Annotated in this window: 16 protein-coding genes; 12 read left to right on the top strand and 4 right to left on the bottom strand. The window is 70.9% G+C overall.

Annotated features, from left to right (window positions below; genetic code table 11):
- Positions 1–181: 181 nt before the first annotated feature.
- The gene (locus LHJ74_RS17940) at positions 182–1,231 is read right to left on the bottom strand and encodes an aldo/keto reductase (RefSeq protein WP_260219082.1); all 1,050 of its coding nucleotides are present in this window, start codon (positions 1,229–1,231) and stop codon (positions 182–184) included.
- Between the two features lie 115 nt (positions 1,232–1,346).
- Here LHJ74_RS17940 and LHJ74_RS17935 point away from each other — a divergent pair, with 115 nt between their 5' ends.
- Complete coding sequence (locus tag LHJ74_RS17935) at positions 1,347–1,817, top strand: MerR family transcriptional regulator (protein ID WP_260219081.1); 471 nt, start codon at positions 1,347–1,349, stop codon at positions 1,815–1,817.
- A 151-nt stretch (positions 1,818–1,968) separates the two neighbouring features.
- Positions 1,969–2,319: a hypothetical protein gene (locus LHJ74_RS17930; protein ID WP_260219080.1), complete on the top strand. Its 351-nt coding sequence runs from the start codon at positions 1,969–1,971 to the stop codon at positions 2,317–2,319.
- Positions 2,320–2,752: 433 nt separating this feature from the next.
- Here the strand turns inward: LHJ74_RS17930 and LHJ74_RS17920 are convergent, their stop codons facing one another.
- Positions 2,753–3,328, bottom strand: a complete 576-nt coding sequence (locus LHJ74_RS17920) for a TIGR03086 family metal-binding protein (RefSeq protein WP_260219079.1) — start codon at positions 3,326–3,328, stop codon at positions 2,753–2,755.
- Between the two features lie 320 nt (positions 3,329–3,648).
- On the opposite strand from LHJ74_RS17920, the gene LHJ74_RS17915 reads away from it, so the two are divergent.
- Genes LHJ74_RS17915 through LHJ74_RS17905 form a run of 3 tightly spaced genes read left to right on the top strand, consistent with a single transcriptional unit; the run spans position 3,649 to position 6,939 of the window.
- Positions 3,649–4,911 (top strand): acyltransferase family protein, encoded by a 1,263-nt coding sequence (locus LHJ74_RS17915; protein WP_260219078.1) that lies wholly within the window; start codon positions 3,649–3,651, stop codon positions 4,909–4,911.
- A 10-nt stretch (positions 4,912–4,921) separates the two neighbouring features.
- The gene (locus LHJ74_RS17910; RefSeq protein WP_260219077.1) at positions 4,922–6,271 is read left to right on the top strand and encodes a sensor histidine kinase; all 1,350 of its coding nucleotides are present in this window, start codon (positions 4,922–4,924) and stop codon (positions 6,269–6,271) included.
- The gene (locus LHJ74_RS17905) at positions 6,268–6,939 is read left to right on the top strand and encodes a response regulator (protein ID WP_260219076.1); all 672 of its coding nucleotides are present in this window, start codon (positions 6,268–6,270) and stop codon (positions 6,937–6,939) included. Before LHJ74_RS17910 ends, LHJ74_RS17905 begins: the two co-directional genes overlap by 4 nt.
- 69 nt (positions 6,940–7,008) lie before the next feature.
- Here the strand turns inward: LHJ74_RS17905 and LHJ74_RS17900 are convergent, their stop codons facing one another.
- The gene (locus LHJ74_RS17900; protein ID WP_260219075.1) at positions 7,009–9,228 is read right to left on the bottom strand and encodes an NADP-dependent isocitrate dehydrogenase; all 2,220 of its coding nucleotides are present in this window, start codon (positions 9,226–9,228) and stop codon (positions 7,009–7,011) included.
- A gap of 405 nt (positions 9,229–9,633) precedes the next feature.
- On the opposite strand from LHJ74_RS17900, the gene LHJ74_RS17895 reads away from it, so the two are divergent.
- The 7 genes from LHJ74_RS17895 to LHJ74_RS17865 all read left to right on the top strand — a co-directional run bounded on the left by LHJ74_RS17895 (position 9,634) and on the right by LHJ74_RS17865 (position 19,726).
- Complete coding sequence (locus LHJ74_RS17895; protein ID WP_260219074.1) at positions 9,634–11,136, top strand: SLC13 family permease; 1,503 nt, start codon at positions 9,634–9,636, stop codon at positions 11,134–11,136.
- Between the two features lie 389 nt (positions 11,137–11,525).
- Complete coding sequence (locus LHJ74_RS17890; RefSeq protein ID WP_375546780.1) at positions 11,526–12,554, top strand: LacI family DNA-binding transcriptional regulator; 1,029 nt, start codon at positions 11,526–11,528, stop codon at positions 12,552–12,554.
- 141 nt (positions 12,555–12,695) lie between these two features.
- The gene (locus LHJ74_RS17885) at positions 12,696–14,324 is read left to right on the top strand and encodes an FAD-dependent oxidoreductase (RefSeq protein ID WP_260219072.1); all 1,629 of its coding nucleotides are present in this window, start codon (positions 12,696–12,698) and stop codon (positions 14,322–14,324) included.
- A gap of 158 nt (positions 14,325–14,482) precedes the next feature.
- Positions 14,483–16,612, top strand: coding sequence for a hydantoinase/oxoprolinase family protein (locus tag LHJ74_RS17880; RefSeq protein ID WP_260219071.1), 2,130 nt, complete (start codon positions 14,483–14,485; stop codon positions 16,610–16,612).
- Entirely contained in the window at positions 16,609–17,316 is a 708-nt protein-coding gene (locus LHJ74_RS17875; protein WP_260219070.1) for a hypothetical protein, read from the top strand. Before LHJ74_RS17880 ends, LHJ74_RS17875 begins: the two co-directional genes overlap by 4 nt.
- Complete coding sequence (locus tag LHJ74_RS17870) at positions 17,316–18,623, top strand: TRAP transporter large permease subunit (protein WP_260219069.1); 1,308 nt, start codon at positions 17,316–17,318, stop codon at positions 18,621–18,623. The genes LHJ74_RS17875 and LHJ74_RS17870 overlap by 1 nt, the downstream gene beginning before the upstream one ends.
- 50 nt (positions 18,624–18,673) lie before the next feature.
- Entirely contained in the window at positions 18,674–19,726 is a 1,053-nt protein-coding gene (locus LHJ74_RS17865; RefSeq protein ID WP_260219068.1) for a glycoside hydrolase family protein, read from the top strand.
- 13 nt (positions 19,727–19,739) lie between these two features.
- On the opposite strand, the gene LHJ74_RS17860 is transcribed toward LHJ74_RS17865, so the two are convergent.
- Positions 19,740–20,945: an ROK family transcriptional regulator gene (locus LHJ74_RS17860; protein ID WP_260219067.1), complete on the bottom strand. Its 1,206-nt coding sequence runs from the start codon at positions 20,943–20,945 to the stop codon at positions 19,740–19,742.
- Between the last annotated feature and the right edge of the window lie 81 nt (positions 20,946–21,026).

The raw sequence follows: 21,026 nt of genomic DNA, 5'->3' as shown, positions 1-21,026 counted from the left end.
CTGGCCGGGGCACGAGGCGACTTCCGCGCGACACGATCACCCGACCGGGCAGCGCGCCTGGTACCGCGATCCGGGTGGCCCTTCCTGGGCGCTGCCCAACGCTTGAAGGCTTCCCGGCAGTCGGGGACGAAAGGCCACTGCTGCAGGTGAGCGAGGGACCCGTTCGCCGCGGCCACGTCAGTCAGGCTGCGGAGCGTTCGCCGACTGGGAGGCGCCGCAAAGCGGTCTCGGTCAGTGACCGCGGGGGGAGTGAGGTCGTTGGGTTGTACAGATTCGTCCCGGGCGGCACGATCTCATCGATCCGGTCGAGGGCTGCATCTTCCAGGGTGAGTGCGGCGCCCTTGAGCAGGTCTTCCAGCTGCTGCATGGTTCGCGGCCCGATGATCGCCGAAGTGACGGCGGGATGGGCCACGGTGAAGGCTATGGCGAGCTGGGGGAGGGTGCAGCCGATGCTTGCCGCGAGTTCGATGAGCTGTTCGACGGCGTCGAGCTTGGCGGAGTTTTCGGCGATCGCGGGATCGAAGAATGCCGGTCGGAGCGCGGCACGGCCGGTTGCCAGATCGATCGGCTGGTCCTTGCGGTGCTTGCCGGTGAGGAACCCGAAGGCGAGGGGGCTCCAGACCAGTACCCCCATTCCGTAGCGCTCGCAGACGGGCAGGAGCGAGGCTTCGATCCCGCGGGCCAGAATCGAGTAGGGCGGCTGGTCGGTGCGGAAGCGTCCGAGATTGCGCCGATCGGAGACGTGGTGTGCCTCGACGATCTCGTCGGCCTGGTAGTTCGAGCAGCCGAAGGCACGGATCTTGCCCTGGCGCACGAGGTCGGTGAGTACCGAGAGCGTCTCCTCGATGTCGGTGGAGTGGTCGGGGAAGTGGACCTGGTAGAGGTCGATCCAGTCGGTGTTCAGGCGCCTGAGGCTGTCCTCGACCGCCTTGAGGATCCAACGCCGTGAGTTGCCACCGCGGTTGCGGCCCTCACCCATGGGGAAGTGGACCTTGGTGGCGAGCACGACGTCGTCACGGCGCCCCCGCAGCGCCTTTCCCACGATCTCCTCGGACTCGCCCTGTCCGTACATGTCGGCGGTGTCGACGAAGTTGATTCCCTGACCGAGGGCGGCATGGATGATGCGGACGCAATCGTCGTGATCGGGGTTGCAGCCGTCCTGGAACATCATGGTCCCCAGGCAGTGGACGCTGACCTCGATACCGGTTTTGCCGAGAGTGCGATAACGCATGGTGGTGATGCCCCTTACTGGTTCGACTCAGCACGCAGAGCGGCAGAAGAGCCGGTCGCACGACGGACGTTAGGTTCTAGACCCGGCTCTAGATCAACCCTCTACCCTGAGCGGCATGGCTGAGATCACCACAAGTCTGAGCATCGGACAGGTCGCCGAACGCACCGGCTTGAGCGTTCACGCGTTGCGCTTCTACGAGCGCGAGGGCCTCTTCGTCAATCCCGTACGACGCGGGCCTGGCGGGCGCCGCGTCTACAGCCAGGATGACGTCGACTGGCTGACCGTCTGCGTCATTCTCCGTGCCTCAGGCATGCCCCTGCCCGCGCTCAGCCGGTACGCCGACCTCGTGCGAGAGGGAGCCGGTAATGAGGAAGAAAGACTCGCGCTCATGCGCGGGCACCAAGCACACGTCACCACCCAGATCGGCAGGCTCACTGAGTCCCTGGACCTGATCCGGTTCAAGGTCGGCGTGTACGAGGACCTTGTGGAGCAAGGCGACGCCGCCACCCATCAATGTCACGCCCCATCCCCTTCGGCTGACGAGGAACGCACGCCACTGCTCGGCCACGAAGCAGTGGTCGAGTAGCGGCACCGCACTGCCCTTTGGGGGAGCTGGGATCGTCGACCGGAACGAGGCCGTCCGCAGGAAGCGGCTGATGTCAAAGACCTCTGCGGTGCCGTCACTGACGGTGAGAACTCCTGGCGGCAGAGGTTAACCCTCCAGTTAAGGTGGACGGATGAGGAATGGTCGTGCGCTTCGGCGGCTCGTTGCCGGGGAGGCGCACTGGCTCTGGTCGGTGCGTCACCGGCACGCCGAGTGCTGCCGGGAGGTGCTCTCCCTGCACCGCGAGGGGGCTGGGGTGACCCTGCGCATCGTCTTCCGTGCGGGGCCCGACCGCCTTGTCGCCGACGGGCTCTGGTACTCGGGTTCTGTGGGTGATGGTCGCGGCGGACTCCTCAACCTCCACGAGCCGGGCGTGGTCCGCCGGTTTCTCGACGAGGCGTTGGCGCGCGGTGCCGTGCCTCCTGTCCGTGGCGAGACGGAGATCGACGGCTGGCCGCTCTTCGACGCACTGGTCAGCCGCTGAGTTCACGCAGGGCACTCGTGCGCGCACTCAAGGTACGGCGTGTCGAGTTGGTGGACTGTGCTCGGCGGTCGGCACGGTGCTTGCATGACAGCCCCAGCCGCGCCCCACCGCGCGTCCTCCTCCGGTATCGCCGTCGCCGTGCGGGTGTTCACCCAGCGGTTCAGTTCGACCCCGCCCGGCGCCAGGCTCGCCCGGCATCTGGCTCTGCATCAGCTGGAGGCGTGGAGGTGTGGGGGCTTCCGCACGGCACCCGGCGCGGTACCGCTGCCGCCGTCAGGCTCCGAGTCGGGCAGGGGGCTGGTGCTGGTGGAGGCCCTTGCCGACCGGTGGTCGGTGTCCGGCCGGGAGGGGGGCGGGAAGACGGTCCGTGCCGAACTGGACTTGTCGCGCTTACCTGCCGCCCCCCGTCTGGCCATGCTCCCCGCCCCGGCGGTCAGGGGCGGCGGCCGACCAGGCAGAGGAGTTTCGTCAGGTCGTCGGCGCCGGCCGGGGGCTCGATCGGCGGGTCGAAGAGGCCCGAGGCCGCCAGCCCTTCGGCCTGCGGCTCGACACTGCGCAGCACCGCCGTCGCCAGATCGCCGGGCAGTCGCTCGTCGGCCCCGATCGCCCGCGAGAGGTCCCAGGTGTGCACGAACGCGTCGGTCGTCATCTCCATGCAGTACGCGTCGGCCGGGCTGGCTCCGTACGACAGCTGGACCTGGCGGTCCAGGGCACCCGGCTCGTTGAACGCCGCCACGGCGGCCATGGCCGCCCGGTCCCAGACGTCGGCCGGGTCGTCGCCCAGCTGGTCGCCGTCGAACTCGTCGCCCACCTCGGCGGTGGTGGCCCCGTCGCTGACCAGGCGGGGTACCCACAGTTGTTCTACGGTGAGGTGGTTCACCAGATCGCGTACCGACCATTGGGCGCACGGCGTGGCATCGTCCCACTGGTCATCGCGGACGGCGTGCACACGGGGCCCGAAGAGGTCGATCGTCTCACTGTGCCTGCGCAGGATCTCGTCGTGATTCATGCCCCGATAGTAGGAGCGGGCACCGGCCGGATCTCCGGTCAGAACACCGGGACGTGCGGCGGTCACCCGGACGGCACGTCTGCGCGGTGAACGAGGTCTTCCTCGGAGAGGCGCAGATCCAGGGCCGCACGGTTCTCGCCCACATGGGCCGGGGAGGAGGCTGCCATCACGTTCCGTCCTCACGTCGCCGCACTCCGGCGGAACGCGTAGTACTTCAGAGCTACCCGGTTACCCTCCCCGGCGGGACGCCGACCACGAGGTCTGACGCATAGCTTCCTTACTGGAACAGCGACACACTCCAGTTGGGAAGGACCACCCGCATGGCGTCCCGCCCGCCCAGAACCGCCGTGCGCACCGCCACGCGCACGGCCACGCGCACCGTAGGCGGAGGCGATCTCGTCCGGCGCATCGACGCCGCGACCCCGCCCGACCGTGACCGTGCCGTCGACGCACTGCGTGCCCTCGCCATCCTCGGTGTGGTCCTCGGCCACTGGCTGGTGACCGCCCTCGTCGTCGACGACGGCACGGTGCACGCGGCCAGCCCGCTGCGGTCCATGCCTCAACTCGCTCCAGTCTCCTGGGTGTTCCAGACCCTGGCGGTCTTCTTCCTGGTGGGCGGGCACGTGGCTGCGAAGGGTTACGCCTCCGCCCGCGCCCGGGGCGCGAGCTACGGGCAGTGGGTCGGCGCCCGGATGGCGCGACTGAGCAGACCGGTCGCGGCCGTGCTGGTGCTGTGGACGCTGGTGGCGGTCGGGATGCTCGGCTCCGGTGCCGAGCTGGAGACCGTACGGACGCTGGGCAAGCTGGTGCTGTCGCCGCTCTGGTTCCTGCTGGTCTTCGCGGCGCTGACGGCGGCGACGCCGCTGGTCGCCAGGCTGCACCCGCTGTGGCCGCTGGGGGCCGTGCTGGCCGGTGACGTCTTCCGGTTCGGTCTGGACGGGCCCGCCTGGCCCGGTCCGGTCGGTGTGGGGGCAGGCTGGCTGGTCCCGTACTGCCTGGGCGCGGCGTGGGCGCGGGGCCGTCTGCGGGAGCGCCGGGACGGCTGGGCACTGCTGGCCGGGGGAGTGGCCGCGACGGCTCTCCTCGTTCTCTTCGCGGGCTACCCGGCGTCCATGGTGGGGGTGCCGGGCGCCGGGGTCTCCAACCTCGATCCGCCCACTCTCGCCGCTGTCGCCTTCGGGCTCGCGCAGTGCGGGGCGGCGTTGCTGCTGCTCGGACCGCTGCGGCGGGTGCTGCGGCGGCCCGCCGCCTGGGCCGCGGTGGCGCTGGTCAACCTCTCCGCGATGACGGTCTTCCTCTGGCACCAGACGGCGATGATGGCGGTCACCACGACCGGCCTGCTCGTGGGCGACGCGCTGCCCGGCCTGCACACGGTGCCGGACGGCCCCGGCTGGGTGTTCGCCCGGCTGGCCTGGCTGCCGGTTTTCGCGGCGGCGCTGCTGGTGTGCCGGGCGGCGTTCCACACGTACGAGCAGGGACGGCCGCGCCGGAGGAAGACCTTGAGCCGGGTCGCGGGCGAGGGGCGTCCCGTTCCGGAGGAGCCGGTGGGGCATGTTGAGCGGCACTCAGTTGAGCGGCACTAAGGTGCGTGCTGTGAAGACGCGGGAGGTGGCGGGGCGGGCGGGGCGCGCCCTGCGGGCGGTGCCGTGCCACCTGCGCGAGGACTTGTGGGCGGTCGGTGCGGCCCCGCTGCCGCACACCGGGCGGCCCCGCTGGCTGGACTGGCGGCCCGCACTGGTGATGCCGCTGGCGCTCTGCGCGGCGCTGCTGCACATGGGCCTGACGAACTCGTACGTCACCGGCTTCGGCATGGACTTCGAGTTCGGCGTACTGATCGCCGGGACGCAGTCGTTGGCGCTGGTCGTCGCGCTGTTCCGCCCGCTGCCGGCCTGGTGGACTTCCGTCATCGCACTGATCGTGGTCACGCCGTACGCGAAGGACGAGACCGCCGCGGCCCTCCCGTGGACGGGCGCCGGGCTCGCCTTGCAGGCCGCGCTGCTGTTCCTGCTGGCGCTGCGGGTCCGGCCCCGGGCCGCTGTCGAGGCGTTGACGATCAGTGCGGGGACGGGGCTGGTCTGCGGTGCGTTCATCCCCGGCCACCACCTCGCCGACACGCGGTTCCCCGTCGCGGTCCTGGTGGGCACCGTGGCGGTGGCCGCCGCGTGGCGCTCCAGCCAGGTGGCCCGGAGCCGGCTGTTCGTGCAGGAGGAGCTGACCGCCGGGGAGCGGGCGCGGCGCACCGTGCTGGAGGAGCGCAACCGGATCGCCCGCGAACTGCACGACGTGGTCGCCCACCACATGTCGGTGATCTCCATCCAGGCGCAGGTCGCCCCGCATCTGGCCGAGAAGCCCTCGGAGGAGCTGCGGGAGAATCTGGCGGGCATCCGGGAGAACGCCGTCGAGGCGCTCACCGAACTGCGCCGGGTGCTCGGCGTGCTGCGCACCGAGGACGCGCTGGCGAAGGGCGTACGGGACGCCCCGCAGCCCACCCTCGACCTGCTGGACGAACTGGTCGGCAAGGTACGCGCCGCCGGGCTCACCGTGACCACGCGGGTCACCGGAGAGCGGCGGCCGCTGCCGCCGGGCGTCGAGCTTTCGGCGTTCCGTATCGTGCAGGAGGCGCTCAGCAACGCGATGCGGCACGCGCCCGGGGCCGGGGTGCGGGTGGAGATCGGGTATCCGTATTCGGGAGTGACCATCAGGGTCACCAACACCGCACCGGTCCGTGGCGCGGTGCGGCATCCGCAGGGCCGGGGCAGGGTTCAGGCCGAGCACCAGGAGGCGGGCCACGGTCTGCTCGGCATGCGCGAGCGCGCTGCCATGCTGGGAGGCGAACTGGCTTCCGGGGCCACGGGCGACGGCGGCTATGAGGTGACCGCGGTGCTGCCCGCCGCCTCTTCGATACCGAAGCCGCCCGCCGACCGAGTGAAGGACGCCCCGTGACGAGCATCCGTGTGCTGATAGCCGATGACCAGGTGATGGTGCGCCAGGGCTTCACCGTGCTGCTCAACGCCGAGCCCGGTATCGAGGTCGTCGGCCAGGCCGTGGACGGCCTCGACGCCGTCGCCAAGGTCGCCGAACTCGCCCCGGACGTCGTCCTGATGGACATCCGGATGCCCGGCCTCAGCGGCATCGAGGCGACCGAGCGCGTCACCGGCCCGGCCGACGCCACCGTCAAGGTGCTCGTACTGACCACCTTCGACCTCGACGAGTACGTGTACGAGGCGCTGCGCGCGGGCGCCTCGGGCTTTCTCCTCAAGGACGCGTCGGCTGCCGAACTCGCCCATGCCGTACGGGTGGTGGCCAGCGGCGACGCCCTGCTCGCCCCGAACATCACCAAGCGCCTGATCGCCGAGTTCTCCCGGCTGGCGGGCACCCACCGCGCCCCGCTGAGGGACCGTGTCGGCGACCTGACGGAGCGCGAGACCGAGGTGCTGTCGCTGATCGCGCAGGGCCTGTCGAACGCGGAGATCGCGGTCCGTCTGGTGGTCGCGGAACAGACCGTGAAGACCCATGTGAGCCGGGTCCTGGTCAAGCTGGGCCTGCGCGACCGGACGCAGGCCGCGGTCTTCGCGTACGAGAGTGGGCTGGTGCGCCCGGCCGGGTACTGAGCGGCGCGGGGGCCGTACGGCGCTGCGTACGGCCCCCGCGCTTGGCTGCTCTCAGTGGATCAGGCCGGCTCAGCCGAGGGTGGCGATCGCCGCGTTGAAGATCTGCGACGGACGCATGACGGCAGTCGCCTTCGCCGTGTCGGGCCGGTAGTAACCGCCGATTTCGGCCGGTGCGCCCTGGACGGCGAGCAGTTCGCCGACGATCGCCTGCTCCTGCTCGGTCAGCGTCGCGGCGAGCGGCGCGAACGCCTCCGCGAGCTTCGCGTCGTCCGTCTGCTTTGCCAGCTCCTGGGCCCAGTAGAGCGCCAGGTAGAAGTGGCTGCCGCGGTTGTCGATGCCGCCGACCTTGCGGCTCGGCGACTTGTTCTCGCTCAGGAAGGTGGCGGTGGCGCGGTCCAGGGTGTCGGCGAGGATCTGGGCGCGCGGGTTGCCCGTCTTCTGTGCGAGGTGTTCGAAGCTGACCGCCAGCGCGAGGAACTCGCCCAGGCTGTCCCAGCGCAGGTAGTTCTCCTTGACGAGCTGCTGGACGTGCTTGGGTGCGGAGCCGCCCGCACCGGTCTCGAACAGGCCGCCGCCGTTGATGAGCGGGACGACCGAGAGCATCTTGGCGCTGGTGCCCAGCTCCAGGATCGGGAAGAGGTCGGTCAGGTAGTCCCGCAGTACGTTGCCGGTGACCGAGATCGTGTTCTCGCCGCGCCGGATGCGCTCCAGCGAGAAGGCGATGGCGTCGGCGGGCGCCATGATCTCGATGCGCAGGCCCTCGGTGTCGTGCTCGGGGAGGTACTGCTCGACCTTGGCGATGAGGTTGGCGTCGTGGGCGCGGCCCTCGTCCAGCCAGAAGACCGCCGGGTTGCCGGTGGCGCGGGCGCGGGTGACGGCGAGCTTCACCCAGTCCCGGATCGGCACGTCCTTCGTCTGGCACATGCGGAAGATGTCACCCGCGCTGACCACCTGCTCCAGGATGGCCTCGCCGCTGCCGTTCAGGACCCGCACGGTGCCGGTGACCGGAATTTCGAAGGTCTTGTCGTGGCTGCCGTACTCCTCGGCCTTCTGCGCCATCAGGCCGACGTTGGAGACCGACCCCATCGTGGACGGGTCGTACGCTCCGTGCGCGCGGCAGTCGTCGATGACGACCTGGTAGATGCCCGCGTAGCTGCTGTCCGGGATGACCGCCAGGGTGTCGGCCTCCTGGTCGTCCGCGTTCCACATGTGGCCCGAGGTGCGGATCATCGCGGGCATGGAGGCGTCCACAATGACGTCGCTGGGGACGTGCAGGTTGGTGATGCCCCGGTGTGAGTCGACCATCGCCAGATCGGGGCCCTCGGCCAGCTCGGCTTCGAAGGACGCCTTGATCGCCGCGCCCTCGGGCAGCGACTCCAGGCCCTTGAAGATGCCGCCCAGCCCGTCGTTCGGGCTCAGGCCGGCCGCCGCGAGCGCCTGGCCGTGCTCGGCGAACGTCTTCGGGAAGAAGGCACGGACCACATGGCCGAAGATGATCGGGTCGGAGACCTTCATCATGGTGGCCTTCAGGTGCACCGAGAACAGCACGCCCTCGGCCTTGGCGCGGGCGATCTGCGCCGTGAGGAACTCGCGCAGCGCCGCCACCCGCAGCACGGCCGCGTCCACGACCTCACCCGCGAGCACCGGTACCGACTCGCGCAGGACGGTGGTGCTGCCGTCGTCCCCCACCAGCTCGATGCGCAGCGCGTCGTCCGCCGGGATGACGGCGGACTTCTCGGTGGAGCGGAAGTCGTCGACGTCCATGTGCGCGACGTTCGTCTTGGAATCCGGGCTCCAGGCACCCATGCGGTGCGGGTTCTCCCGGACGTAGTTCTTCACCGAGGCGGGCGCGCGGCGGTCGGAGTTGCCCTCGCGCAGCACCGGGTTGACGGCGCTGCCCTTGACCTTGTCGTAGCGCGCGAGGATGTCGCGCTCCTCGTCGGTCTTCGGGTCGTCCGGGTAGTCCGGCAGCGCGTAGCCCTGCTCCTGGAGCTCGGCGATCGCCGCTTTGAGCTGCGGAATCGAGGCCGAGACGTTCGGCAGCTTGATGATGTTCGCCTCGGGCTTCCCCGCCAGCTCACCCAGCTCGGCGAGGGCGTCGTCCACCCGCTGGCCTTCCTCCAGATGCTCGGGGAAGCTCGCGATGATCCGCCCTGCCAGGGAGATGTCGCGGCTCTCCACGGTCACCCCGGCCGTCGAGGCGTACGCCTTGACCACGGGCAGGAACGAATACGTCGCCAGGGCCGGGGCCTCGTCAGTGTCCGTATAGATGATTGTCGAGTCAGTCACCGGTACTCCGCTCCACGTCTGAAATCGTCTCGATATCAAGATATCTCGTGGGCGTCCCCGGCTGACACCAGCCCCGCCCGTGCCGTGGCGGATCGAGCGCGCCGAGGCGAGCTGACCCGCGGGCCTTGCCGGCACCGGCTCTCCTACGTCCCGGACTGACCCGCGCTCACGCGGGCCACGCGGGCCAAACGGGGCCGCCTCCGACACCGGAGGAGACCCCGCGGCGGCCCGGGGGATGAGCGAGGAAGCGGATGCTGCGCACGGGCTACCCGCGCGCTCGATCTTGAGGCAAACTACCCACCTCCCGACGAGGCGAGCAGCACGTCATCGTCCGGATCCCCCACGCACCGCCGACCTCGGCTTGCTACGAAACGCACCGGCCAACCCATCAGCGAGGGAGCGAACATGTCACTGACCGAGGCCAAGGGGCAGGCGCGGAACGACTCCGCCCCCGAGGTGGTGCCACGCCAGTGGATCGGGCTGGGGGCCGGAGTGGTGCTGGCCCTCATCACGCGGTTCACACTGCCCGACTCGCTCTCCGCGGACGGCAAGAGTGTCGCCTCGGTGGCCGTCCTGATGGCCGTGTGGTGGATGACAGAGGCGATACCGCTCGCGGCCACCGCGCTGGTGCCACTGGTGCTGATGCCGCTGCTCGGCGTCGCCCCCATAGGCGACGTCGCCGCTCCGTACGCGAGCGCCACCATCTTCCTGTTCATGGGCGGCTTCATCATCGCCCTGGCCATGACACGGTGGAATCTGCACACCCGCTTCGCCCTGAGCACCGTACTCCTGGTGGGCACCAGCCCGGCACGCATGATCGGCGGCTTCATGCTGGCCACCGGCCTGCTGAGCATGTGGATCTCCAACACCGCCACCGCCGTGATGATGCTCCCCATCGGGATGGCCGTCCTTGGTCTGGTCGCCCAGCTGCGCGACGGACAGCAGGATCCCAACTTCTCCACCGCCCTGATGCTCGGCATCGCCTACGCCGCCTCCATCGGCTCGCTCGGCACGGTCATCGGCACCCCGCCGAACGCCTTCCTGCAGAGCCACCTCAAGGCGGAGTACGACATCGACATCAGCTTCTTCCAGTGGATGCTCTTCGGTGTGCCGATAGCCGCCGTGTTCCTGGTGATCACCTGGCTCGTGCTCACCCGCCTGGTCTTCAAGCCGGCGATCACCGAAATCGCCGGCGCCCGCGAGATGATCCAGGAACGGAAGCGCGCGCTCGGCCGGATGGACCAGCCCCAGTGGACGGTGCTGGCCGTCTTCACCGGGGCCGCGGTGAGCTGGGTCCTGGTCGGGGTCCTCAAACCGCATGTGGCCTGGGTCGAGGAGCACACCTCCGACGCGGGCGTCGCGATGCTGGCGGTACTGCTGCTGTTCACCCTGCCCGCTGAACGGGGCGCCCGAAAGAGGGTGCTCGTCTGGGAGGACACCCGGGATCTGCCCTGGGGCATCCTGCTGCTCTTCGGCGGCGGGCTCAGCCTGTCCGGGCAGTTCAGCGCGGACGCCAGCGGTCTCGGCCCGTGGATCGGAGACCAGGTCGGCGGCCTTGACGAACTGCCCGTCCTGCTGATGGTCCTCGTCATCACCGCGGTGATCCTGCTGCTCACCGAGCTGACCAGCAACACCGCCACCACCGCCACTTTCGTCCCGATCATGGCGGCGGTCGCCGTCGGGCTGGACCAGGACGTGATGCTGTTCGCACTGCCCGTGGCGCTCGCCGCCACCTGCGCGTTCATGCTTCCGGTCGCCACCCCGCCCAACGCGGTGGTGTTCAGCTCCGGCCAGGTGACGGTCGGGCAGATGATCCGGGGCGGTGTCCTGCTCAATGTGATCGCCATCGTCCTGGTGACGCTGGCCGTCTACACCACCGGCGCCTGGGTGTTCGACATCAGCCTCTGACCCCGCGCGGGATCAGCCTCTGACCCCGCGCGAACCACTGCCCGCCCCGCCCGCCCGTCGACGGCGGCTCCGGGGCGGGCAGGGCTGCCGCCGGGCGCTTCGCCCCGTGTACCGCTTCCGCGCTCGCCGTGACCACCACCCGGCCGACGCCGCCGAGAGTGCCACGCCCCGCGCATGACGAAGGCGGACAGGCGCGGCCGCCGTGCCGAATCCGCTTGGTTCCACCTCTTGACGTGTGGGCACTCCTGCGTTCATGGTGTGCGCTAATCCGCATTACTTCAGCGCTGATCCGGTTGCCCTGAAACTAATGCGCATTAGTTGAGAGGTGTGGAGTGAACAGCAACCAGGGTCCGCAGGCCGTCCGTCGAGGGCGGCCGAGGCAGGCGGACGTGGCGCGGGCGGCGGGGGTCTCCCAGACGACGGTGTCGCTGGTGCTCGGCGGCAACAAGCAGGGCATCGTGCTCCAGGAGGCCACCCGGGAGCGGGTGCTGGAGGCGGCGCGGTCGCTGGGCTACGTCCCCGACCCGGCGGCCCGCAGCCTCGCCACCGCGCGCAACAGCCTGATGGGCGTCTTCAGCTTCACCGCCACCTTCCCCACCGACGTCCAGCACTCGTACTACCCGCTGCTCGTCGGCGTCGAGCAGGAGGCCGCGGCCCAGGGGTACGACCTGGTGCTGTTCACCGGCTCCAGCGCCTCCGGACCGGAGGCCACCACCCCTGAGGCGCTGGACCGGGTGCGGCTCGCTGACGGCTGCCTGTTCCTGGGGCGGCACATACCGTCCCGCGAGTTGCGCCGCCTGGTCGACGACGGATACCCCGCCGTGCACCTCGGCCGCCGGGACGAGCTGGAGGGGCTGGCGTGGGTCGGCGCCGACTACGTGTCGGCCAGCGCCGACGTCGTACGCCGTCTCGCCGAGGCGGGGCACCGCCGGATCGTGCTCGTCCGCGAGGACGACGACGCCCCCGCGTCCACCGACCGCGAGCGCGGCTTCCTGGAGGGACTGGAGGCGGCGGGGCTGCCCGGCGGGCCTGCCGCCGTGGTGCGCACGGCCGAGCCTGCGGCGCAGATCACGGCGGAGCGGATACGGGCGTGGCGTGCCGAGGGGATCACCGCGTTCGTCGCGGAGGAGACCGACACGGGCGGTGCCTGGCGGGCGCTGCTCGGCGCGGTCGGTGCTGCCGGTCTGACGGCGCCGGAGCACCTCTCGCTGGCACTGCTCGGCTCGCCGCCCGCCGACCTCGCCGCCGGGCCGGAACCGACCGGGTTCGACGTGCCGCGCACGGAGCTGGGCGCCACGGCCGTACGGCTGCTGGTGTCCGTGATGTCGGGCGAGGACCTGAAGCCCCCGGAGCCGCTGGTGTCCTGCGCGTTCCGTGCCGGGACCACCGCCGGGCCGCCGCCCCCGGCGGGCGGCTGACCCGGCCGCGACCCTCCGGCCCGCCCTCACCGCACCCCGCCCCGCCGCGCCGCACCAACCGCAGAACACGACAGCACAGCACGACAGCACAGCACCACAGCACGACAACACCGCACGCGTACCGCAGAAGGAGTCCTCCACATGCCCATACCGACAGCCGCATCACACGAGACCGACGTCCTGATCGTGGGCGGAGGGCTGGGCGGAGTGGCCGCCGCGCTGGCCGTGTGCCGGGCCGGCCGCCGGGCGGTGCTGACCGAGGAGACCGACTGGATCGGTGGCCAGCTCACCTCCCAGGCCGTGCCTCCGGACGAGCACCCGTGGGTGGAGCAGTTCGGCACGACGGCGACGTACCGCGCGCTGCGGGAGGGCATCCGGGGGTACTACCGGCAGTGGTATCCGATGCGCTCCGAGGCGCTGGCCCAGCGTGAACTGAACCCGGGCGCGGGCCGCGTGAGCAAGCTGTGCCACGAACCGAAGGTCGCGCTCGCCGTGCTGGAGGCGATGATCGCGCCGCATCGCGCGGCGGGGCGGCTCACCCTGCTCACGGAACACCGGCCCGTCGAAGCCTCCTCGGACAACGATGTCGTTCGCGCCGTCACCCTGGAGGATCTGCGCACCGGCGACCGGCGCACCATCACGGCCCGCTATGTCCTCGACGCCACCGAGACCGGCGAGCTGCTCGAACTCGCCGGTGTGGAGCATGTCAACGGCGCCGAGGCCCGCGCCGAGCACGACGAGCCGCACGCCCCCGACCAGGCCGATCCGCACAACCAGCAGGGCATCACGGTCTGCTTCGCCCTCTCCCACCACCAGGGCGAGGACCACACGGTCGAACGGCCGGACGACTACGACTTCTGGCGCGCGTACCGTCCCGGCTTCTGGCCCGGTCCGCTGCTCGGTTTCCTCGCCCCCGATCCCCGCAGCCTGGAGCCCGTACCGCGTACGTTCGCGCCCAACCCGGACTTGGACCCGCTGGACGTCTCCGCCGACCAGAGCGCGGACGCGGGCGACAAGGAACTGTGGGGCTTCCGCCGCATCCTCGCCCGCAAGCTGCACCGGCCCGGCGCCTTCGAGTCCGACATCACCCTCGTCAACTGGCCGCTGAACGACTACTGGCTCAAGCCGTACGCGGGCGCGGGCGAGGAGAGCACGCGAGCGGCGCTGAGCGGGGCGCGCGAGCTGTCCCGCTCCGTCCTCTACTGGCTGCAGACCGAGGCACCGCGCCCCGACGGCGGCACCGGCTTCCCGGGTCTGGCACTGCGCCCCGACATCATGGGTACCTCCGACGGCCTGGCAAAGGCTCCGTACGTACGGGAATCTCGCCGGATCAGGGCCGTCACCACCGTCACCGAGCACGACGTGGCGATCGACCTGGTCGGCCCGTACGGCGGCACCCGGCACCGGGACGCGGTCGGCGTCGGCAGCTACCGCATCGATCTGCACCCCTCCACGGGCGGGGACGACTACATCGACGTCGGCTCGGTGCCGTTCGAGATCCCGCTGGGCGCGCTCCTCCCGCGCCGGGTGCGCAATCTGCTGCCCGCCGGAAAGAACATCGGCACCACACACATCACCAACGGCTGCTTCCGGCTCCACCCGGTCGAGTGGAACATCGGCGAGGTCGCCGGGGCCCTGGCCGCGCACTGCCTCGCCGAGGGCGTCGAGCCGCACCAAGTGCAGGCCGAGGACAAGCACTTCGAGGAGTTCGCCCGGCTGCTGGACCGCGAGGGAGTGCAGCGCCACTGGCCCGAAGTGCGGGGTTACTAGAAGTACGGGGTTGCTAGAAGTACGGGGTTGCCAGGCGACCCGAAGCGCCCGAGCCCGAAGCAGCCCGAGAAAACGCCGGGCGGAGCAGCTCCACCTGCCCCGCCCGGCAACCGCCCCCGAGACACCGCACATGACACGACACAAAGAGGTGCACGATCATGAACACTCCACGCGTCCGCGTCGGCATCGACGTGGGCGGAACCTTCACCGACGCCGTGGCCGTCGACGCCGGAACCCTGGAACTCCTCGGCCAGATCAAGGTCCCCACCAGCCACCACCACGAAGACGGCGTCGCACACGGCATCGTGGAGGCGCTCGACCGGCTGCTGGAGCAGGTCGGATGCCGTCCGGAGGAAGTCGCCTTCCTCGCTCACGGCACCACCCAGGCTACCAACGCCCTGCTCGAAGGCGATGTGGCCACCGTCGGCCTGATCGGGATCGGCACCGGCCCCGGCGCCGTCCTCACCCGCAGGCTCGCCGGGCTCGGCAAGCTGCCGCTCACCCCGGGCAAGCGGTTCCCGCTGCACTACGCCCATGTCGAGGACCCCGAAGACCAGGCGAGCACCCACGCGGCGGTCGAGGAGTTGCGCGGCCGTGGTGCCGAAGTCCTGGTGGCCAGCGAGCCGTTCAGCGTCGACCTCGCGGAGGGAGAGCAGGCGGTGGTGGAGGCGGCCCGCCCGTACGGCATGCCGATGACCGCCGCGCACCAGATCACCTCGCTCTACGGTTTGGCCAAACGCACCCGCACCGCCGCCGTCAACGCGGCGATCCTTCCCAAGATGCTCGCCACCGCCGACCTGGTGGACTCCTCCATCGTCAAGGCCGGAGTCACCGCGCCGCTGATGGTGATGCGCTGCGACGGCGGTGTGATGTCCCTGGACGAGATGCGACGCCGCCCGCTGCTCACGGTGCTCTCCGGCCCCGCCGCGGGGGTCGCGGGCGCGTTGATGCAGGAACGCATCAGCGAGGGCGTCTTCCTGGAGACCGGCGGCACGTCGACGGACATCAGCGTGATCCGGCGCGGCAAGGTCGCCGTCCGGCACGCGACCGTGCTGGGCAAGGGCTCGTACCTCTCCGCGCTGGACGTGCGGACGGTGGGCGTCGGCGGCGGCTCGATGGTCCGGATCGGCAAGGGCAAGGTGACCGCCGCCGGTCCGCGCAGCGCGCATATCGCCGGACTGCCCTACGCCTGCTTCGCCGCACTCGAAGACCTGCGGGACGCCCGGCTTGTGCAGATCAGCCCTATGGAAGGGGACCCGCCGGACTACGCCGTGCTGGAGGCGGCGGGCGGACGTTACGCGCTCACCATGACCTGCGCCGCCAACGCCCTGGGGCGCGTCACCGAGAGCGACTTCGCGCGCTGCGACCCCGCCGTGGCACGTGCGGCGCTGGAACCGCTGGCCGCGGAGCTGGGCACCGATGCCGCCTCGGCGGCGGCCCAGATGCTGGGTGCGGGCACCTCCCAGGTGAAGGCCGTCGTGGACACGATGATCCGCGACTACCGGCTCGACCGGGACTCCGTGGTGCTGGTCGGCGGCGGTGGCGGAGCAGCGGCGGTCACCCCTCAACTGGCAGCCGACACCGGGCTGGAGGGCCGGATCGCCGAGCACGCCGAGGTGATCAGCCCCATCGGTGTCGCGCTCGCCCTCGTACGGGAACAGGTCGAGCGGATCATCCCGGGCGCCACCCAGGAGCAGATCCTCGGGGTGCGCAACGAGGCCGAGAGCGCCGTGGTCGCGCAGGGCGCGGAGGCGTCCGGGGTCGAGGTGGAGGTCACCGTCGACCCGCAGACCAGCACCGTACGGGCCATCGCCACCGGCGCGACCGAACTGCGCACCCAGGACCGGGCTCACCGCGCGGACACCGGGGAGCGGCTGCGCACGGCCGCGGCGAGTCTCAAGACGACCCCGGACGCCGTGCGGGTGCTGGCCGAGACGCCCGCGCACACCGTGTACGGCACCGAGTCGCGGCGGCGTTTCCGCGCCACCCGGCACCCGGTGCGGGTGGTGGACGCGGACGGTGTCGTACGGCTGCACGCGGCGGACGCCCGGATCGAGACGACGACGGTCGCGGGGGCACCGGAGGCCCTGGCCCGGCTGGTGAAGGAGACCACCTCCTACGGCGACGGCGGTGTCCGCGCCCCAGCTCTGCGGCTGCTGCTCGGCTCACGCATCGCCGACCTGTCGGGGGTGCTGGAGGCGCAGCCGCTGCTCGCGCTGGCGCGCAGCGAGTTGCGGTCACGGGGCGCCAACGAGCCGGTGGTGGCCGTGGTGGAGGTGCGGACATGAGGAGAAAACGAGCCGTGCGGAGCGCTGTCGCGGACTGCGAGCGGCTGGCCGCGCAGTCGGACCACGAGTTCGGGATCGGGTTGCTGGCCGGGACGCCCACCCACGAGGGACGCGACCCGGAGCTGCTGTCCCGATGGGCCGCCGCCGCCGAGGAGTTCGGCAGCCGCCTTGCCGCGGATGACGGCGCAGCCCCGCCGGAGCGCCCGCCGCGCCTCATCGAGACCACCGGGGGCCTCGACCCCGAGCGGCTGCTCCTCGCGCGCTACACATCCCGTCCGCCGGCCGTCGAACTCTTCACCGACACCCTCGCCTACGCGGAGGAGCTGATCGACGAGCTGGACTGGCGCCACTGGTACCCCGCCGGTTCCGTACGCGCCGCCGCGCTCGCGCACGAGACCGCGCACTGCCGCCTGCACCGGCGGACCGAGAAGGCGGCTCTGCGGCAGGCGTTGGACCACACCGTGCTGCGGGTGGGCCGGTTCCGGTTCGCCGGGCATGTCGCCGGGGCCGATGAACTCGCCGCCCACGCCTACGCCCGCGCCGTCTGCGGTCTCGGCCGCAGCCCGCTGCTGCTGACAGCCGCCCTTGCCCACGCGCTCCAGTCCCGAACCGCACCCGCCCACGCGCTCCAGTCCCGAACCGCACCCGCCCACGCGCTCCAGTCCCGAACCGCACCCCAACCCGTAGAGAGGCGTGAGCCCTGATGGGAATCGTCATCCTGCTGATCATGGCGATGGGTGTCGCGGCCATGCTCAGCCGCAAACTCCCCACCGCCTTCGCCCTCGTGCTGCTCGGCGTGATCATCGCCTTCGTCGCGGGCGCACCGCTGACCGGCAAGAACAGCGTCATGGACAGCGTCCTCCAGGAGGGCGCGGTGATGCTGGCCTCCACGATGATCGCGATCCTGCTGGGCTCCTGGCTCGGCAAGCTGCTGGACGAGACGGGCATCGCCAGCACCCTGGTGCGCAAGATCGTGGAGTTCGGCGGCGACCGTCCCACCGTCGTCGCTCTGGGCGTGCTCGGGGTCTCGCTCCTGGTCGGTACGGTCACCGGCTCCGCCCCGGCCGCCATGCTCGCCGGGATCATCGGCATCCCGGCGATGATCGCGGTGGGCATCCCCAAGATCACCGCTGCGGGGACGATCCTGATGGGCATCGCCGCGGGTGTGCCGTTCGAGCTGCCGGTCTGGCAGTTCTTCTCCACCGCGCTGGATCTGCCGATCTCGACCGTGCGCGGCTTCATGCTGAAGCTGTTCCCCTTCGCGCTCTTCTTCGCGGTGCTCTTCGTGCTCGTCGAGTCGCGCCGCAGGGGTGTCGTGCACACCTGGTCGCTGAAGTCGGTGGACTCGGGCGGCCGCAAGCCCGGCGGCGGCAGCAGCGGCAGGAGCCGAGGCAAGCGGCTCGGCGACGCGCCCTGGTACTCGCTCCTCACCCCCGCCGTGCCGCTGATCCTCGCCCTCGGGTTCGAGCTGGCGATCATCCCGTCCATGCTCGCCGGTGTCCTGTACGCGCTGTTCACCACCACCCGGCCGCGTGAGATGAGCGCCCGCCTGCTGCGCACGCTCTACTCGGGTTTCGAGGTGGCCGCGCCGCCGATCGCGCTCTTCATCGCGATCGGCATCCTGCTCTCCGCCGTACAGCTTCCGGGGGCGATCGAGGCGCTGGAGCCGCTGGTGGAGTCGGTCAGCCCGCAGAACCAGGTGCTGTTCGTGCTGCTCTTCACGGTGCTGGTGCCCCTGTGCCTCTACCGGGGGCCGCTCAACGTCTACGGGCTGGGTGCCGGGATCGCCGGGGTGCTGGTCGCGGCCGGTATCTACCCCGCCATCGCGGTGCTGGGCCTGACCGCCTCGTACAACCAGGTCTTCGGCGTCTCCGACCCGACAAGCACCCAGACCGTGTGGAGCGCCCAGTACTCCGGGGTGTCGCCGCAGCAGGTGATGGTGCGGACCCTGCCGTACGTGTGGTGTGTCGCGGCGGGCGGACTGTGCGTGACCGCCGCCCTCTACCTCTGACCTCTGACCGCTGACCGCTGACCGACGAAACCCATCGAACGGAGACCGCCATGCCTCAGCTCCACCAGCCGTCAGGCCCGCACCAGCCGTACGGCAAAGCGCCGTTGAACCGCCGGACTCTGCTGCGCGGCGCCGTCGCCACCGGCACGGTGCTGGCCGCCGGGGGGTCCCTCAGCGCGGTGGCGGGCACCGGATCCGCCGCCGCCGCGCCGGGAGGCTTCCCCGACTACACCTACACAGGCACGCTGCTGACCCCGGCCGAGCTGGACTACAACCCCACCGGCGAGATCATCTTCCCCTGCGTCCGGGGCGTCTACGACCGGCTGAAGAACCCGCTGGGCCGCTACTACCTCTACTACGCCCCGCACGACGCCCCCGGCGGCATCTGCCTTGCCTACGGGGACTCCCTGGAAGGGCCGTTCACGGAACACCCGAAGAACCCGCTGGTCACCAATGTCTGGGCGCCGCACTACTCCGTCAGCCACGTCTCCTCGCCGCATGTGATGTGGAACGAGGAGGAGCGGGAGCTGTGGCTCTACTTCCACGGCGAGAACACCACGACCCGGCTGGCCCGCTCCCGGGACGGCATCCACTTCACCTACGACCGGACGGTCCTCACCACGGCCGACCAGCCGGACGCGACGGAGACCTCGTACGCGCGGGTCTTCCGGCACGACCTGCCCTCGCACGGCGGTGCCCGCTATGTCATGACCTTCATGGTCAACCGGCACAACAACCACCGTGACATCGGCTGGGGCTGGTCTGCGGACGGCCGCGAGTGGACCTTCTCCGAGGAGCCGCTGGTCCGCTACTCGGACGTGGGCGTGGAGAACCTCAGCGGCGCGCACCTGCTGCACCGGGGCGGCAGCACGTACGTCGTCTACCACACCGACCGGGGCAGCGGCGGAAACATCCTCCTCACCGAGCTGGGCGACGACTTCACCAAGCGCGACCACCTCGGGGTCTTCCACGCGCCGATGACCGGGCCGCCCGACAACGGCCGGGCCGCCGCGCCCGCCTTCGGCACGGACCGGGGGGTGGAGTACATGATCTACGAAGCCGGGGAGCGGCTCGGGGGCCGCATCGCGGTCGCCCGCGCCTAGGGCCTGGGGTCTGTCAGGACGCCGCGCCCGCGAGGGCGCGGTCGACCTGCTCGGGGGAGAGCGCGTGGTCGATCGCGAGGATGCCCGCGCCCACCGCCGCCGCGTTGCGGCCGGTGCGGCTCGGCTCCAGCCGCAGCACGTGCGTGGCGAGCGGATGTGAACGCCGGTACACCGCCTCCCTCACGCCCGCCAGCAGTTGGTCGTGCACGGCGGCGAGCGCGCCCCCGAGCACCACCGTGTCAGGGTTGAAGAAGTTCACCAGCCCGGCGAGGACTTCGCCGACCGCCCGGCCCGCCTCCCGCACCATCCGCAGCGCGTCGCGGTTCCCGGATTCCACCAGGCGTACGACGTCCCGCCCCGTGGACGCGTCCAGGCCCAGCTCCGCGAGGCGCCGGGCGATCGCCGCGCCGCCCGCGACCGCTTCCAGGCAGCCGGTGTTGCCGCACCGGCACGGCTCCTGGTGGTCGCCCGCCCGGATGTGGCCGATGTCCCCTGCGCAGCCCTGCGCCCCGCGGTGCAGCCGGCCGTCCGAGACGACGCCGCAGCCGATGCCCGTGCCGACCTTGATGTAGAGCAGGTAGCGCGTCTCGGGGAAGGCGCGGCGCTGCTCGGCGAGGGCCATCACGTTCACGTCGTTGTCGACCAGGGCCCGTACGCCGAACTTGTCGGCGAAGAACTCCGGAATCGGGTACTGGTGCCAGCCGGGCATGATGGGGGGATCGACGGAGCGCCCGGTGGTGAACTCCACCGGCCCCGGCACCCCCACCCCGATGGACTGGAGCGTCGCGGGTGTGCGGCCCGTCTCCTCCAGCAGGCCGTCCAGCGTCCGCCGCACATGACCGAGCACGGCCTCGGGGCCGTCCGCGATGGAGAGCGGGTCCTCGCGGACCGCCAGTATCTCGCCGCCGATGTCCAGCAGCAGGACCCGGCAGTGCGAGGCGCCCAAGTCGACCCCCGCCACCGCGTGTTCGCGAGTCCGCAGATGCAGTCTGCGGGGTGGACGGCCGCCGGTGGAGCCGCCGTCCGCGTTGTCCTCGTCGAGGAAGCCGTGCGCGATCAGCGCGTCGACCCGCTGCGAGACGGTGGACCGGGCGAGCCCCGTCAGCCGTGCGATGTCCGCACGAGTCGCCACCGCACCCGCGCTGACCAGCGCCAGAACCTCCCCCGAGGAATATGCGGGGGAAGCCGGGCTGAGCGGGCGATGAGGCGCTACAGGCATGTCAGTACTTTAGGGAACACCTTTCGCTGCCCACAAGCCGCAGATTGTTTGATCACCGGCATAAGTTTTCGCTGTTCAGCT

Origin of the sequence: Streptomyces gossypii (assembly GCF_025165795.1) — a bacterium.
In the GTDB taxonomy this organism is placed as follows: domain Bacteria; phylum Actinomycetota; class Actinomycetes; order Streptomycetales; family Streptomycetaceae; genus Streptomyces; species Streptomyces gossypii.
This window is presented reverse-complemented; position numbering and strand designations above follow the sequence as displayed.

Coding starts and splice junctions, on each gene's coding strand:
- LHJ74_RS17875 (WP_260219070.1), top strand. CDS start 16,609: ATGAGGAGAAAACGAGCCGTGCGGAGCGCTGTCGCGGACTGCGAGCGG.
- LHJ74_RS17870 (WP_260219069.1), top strand. CDS start 17,316: ATGGGAATCGTCATCCTGCTGATCATGGCGATGGGTGTCGCGGCCATG.
- LHJ74_RS17885 (WP_260219072.1), top strand. CDS start 12,696: ATGCCCATACCGACAGCCGCATCACACGAGACCGACGTCCTGATCGTG.
- LHJ74_RS17895 (WP_260219074.1), top strand. CDS start 9,634: ATGTCACTGACCGAGGCCAAGGGGCAGGCGCGGAACGACTCCGCCCCC.
- LHJ74_RS17935 (WP_260219081.1), top strand. CDS start 1,347: ATGGCTGAGATCACCACAAGTCTGAGCATCGGACAGGTCGCCGAACGC.
- LHJ74_RS17860 (WP_260219067.1), bottom strand. CDS start 20,945: ATGCCTGTAGCGCCTCATCGCCCGCTCAGCCCGGCTTCCCCCGCATAT.
- LHJ74_RS17920 (WP_260219079.1), bottom strand. CDS start 3,328: ATGAATCACGACGAGATCCTGCGCAGGCACAGTGAGACGATCGACCTC.
- LHJ74_RS17880 (WP_260219071.1), top strand. CDS start 14,483: ATGAACACTCCACGCGTCCGCGTCGGCATCGACGTGGGCGGAACCTTC.
- LHJ74_RS17865 (WP_260219068.1), top strand. CDS start 18,674: ATGCCTCAGCTCCACCAGCCGTCAGGCCCGCACCAGCCGTACGGCAAA.
- LHJ74_RS17915 (WP_260219078.1), top strand. CDS start 3,649: ATGGCGTCCCGCCCGCCCAGAACCGCCGTGCGCACCGCCACGCGCACG.
- LHJ74_RS17930 (WP_260219080.1), top strand. CDS start 1,969: ATGAGGAATGGTCGTGCGCTTCGGCGGCTCGTTGCCGGGGAGGCGCAC.
- LHJ74_RS17940 (WP_260219082.1), bottom strand. CDS start 1,231: ATGCGTTATCGCACTCTCGGCAAAACCGGTATCGAGGTCAGCGTCCAC.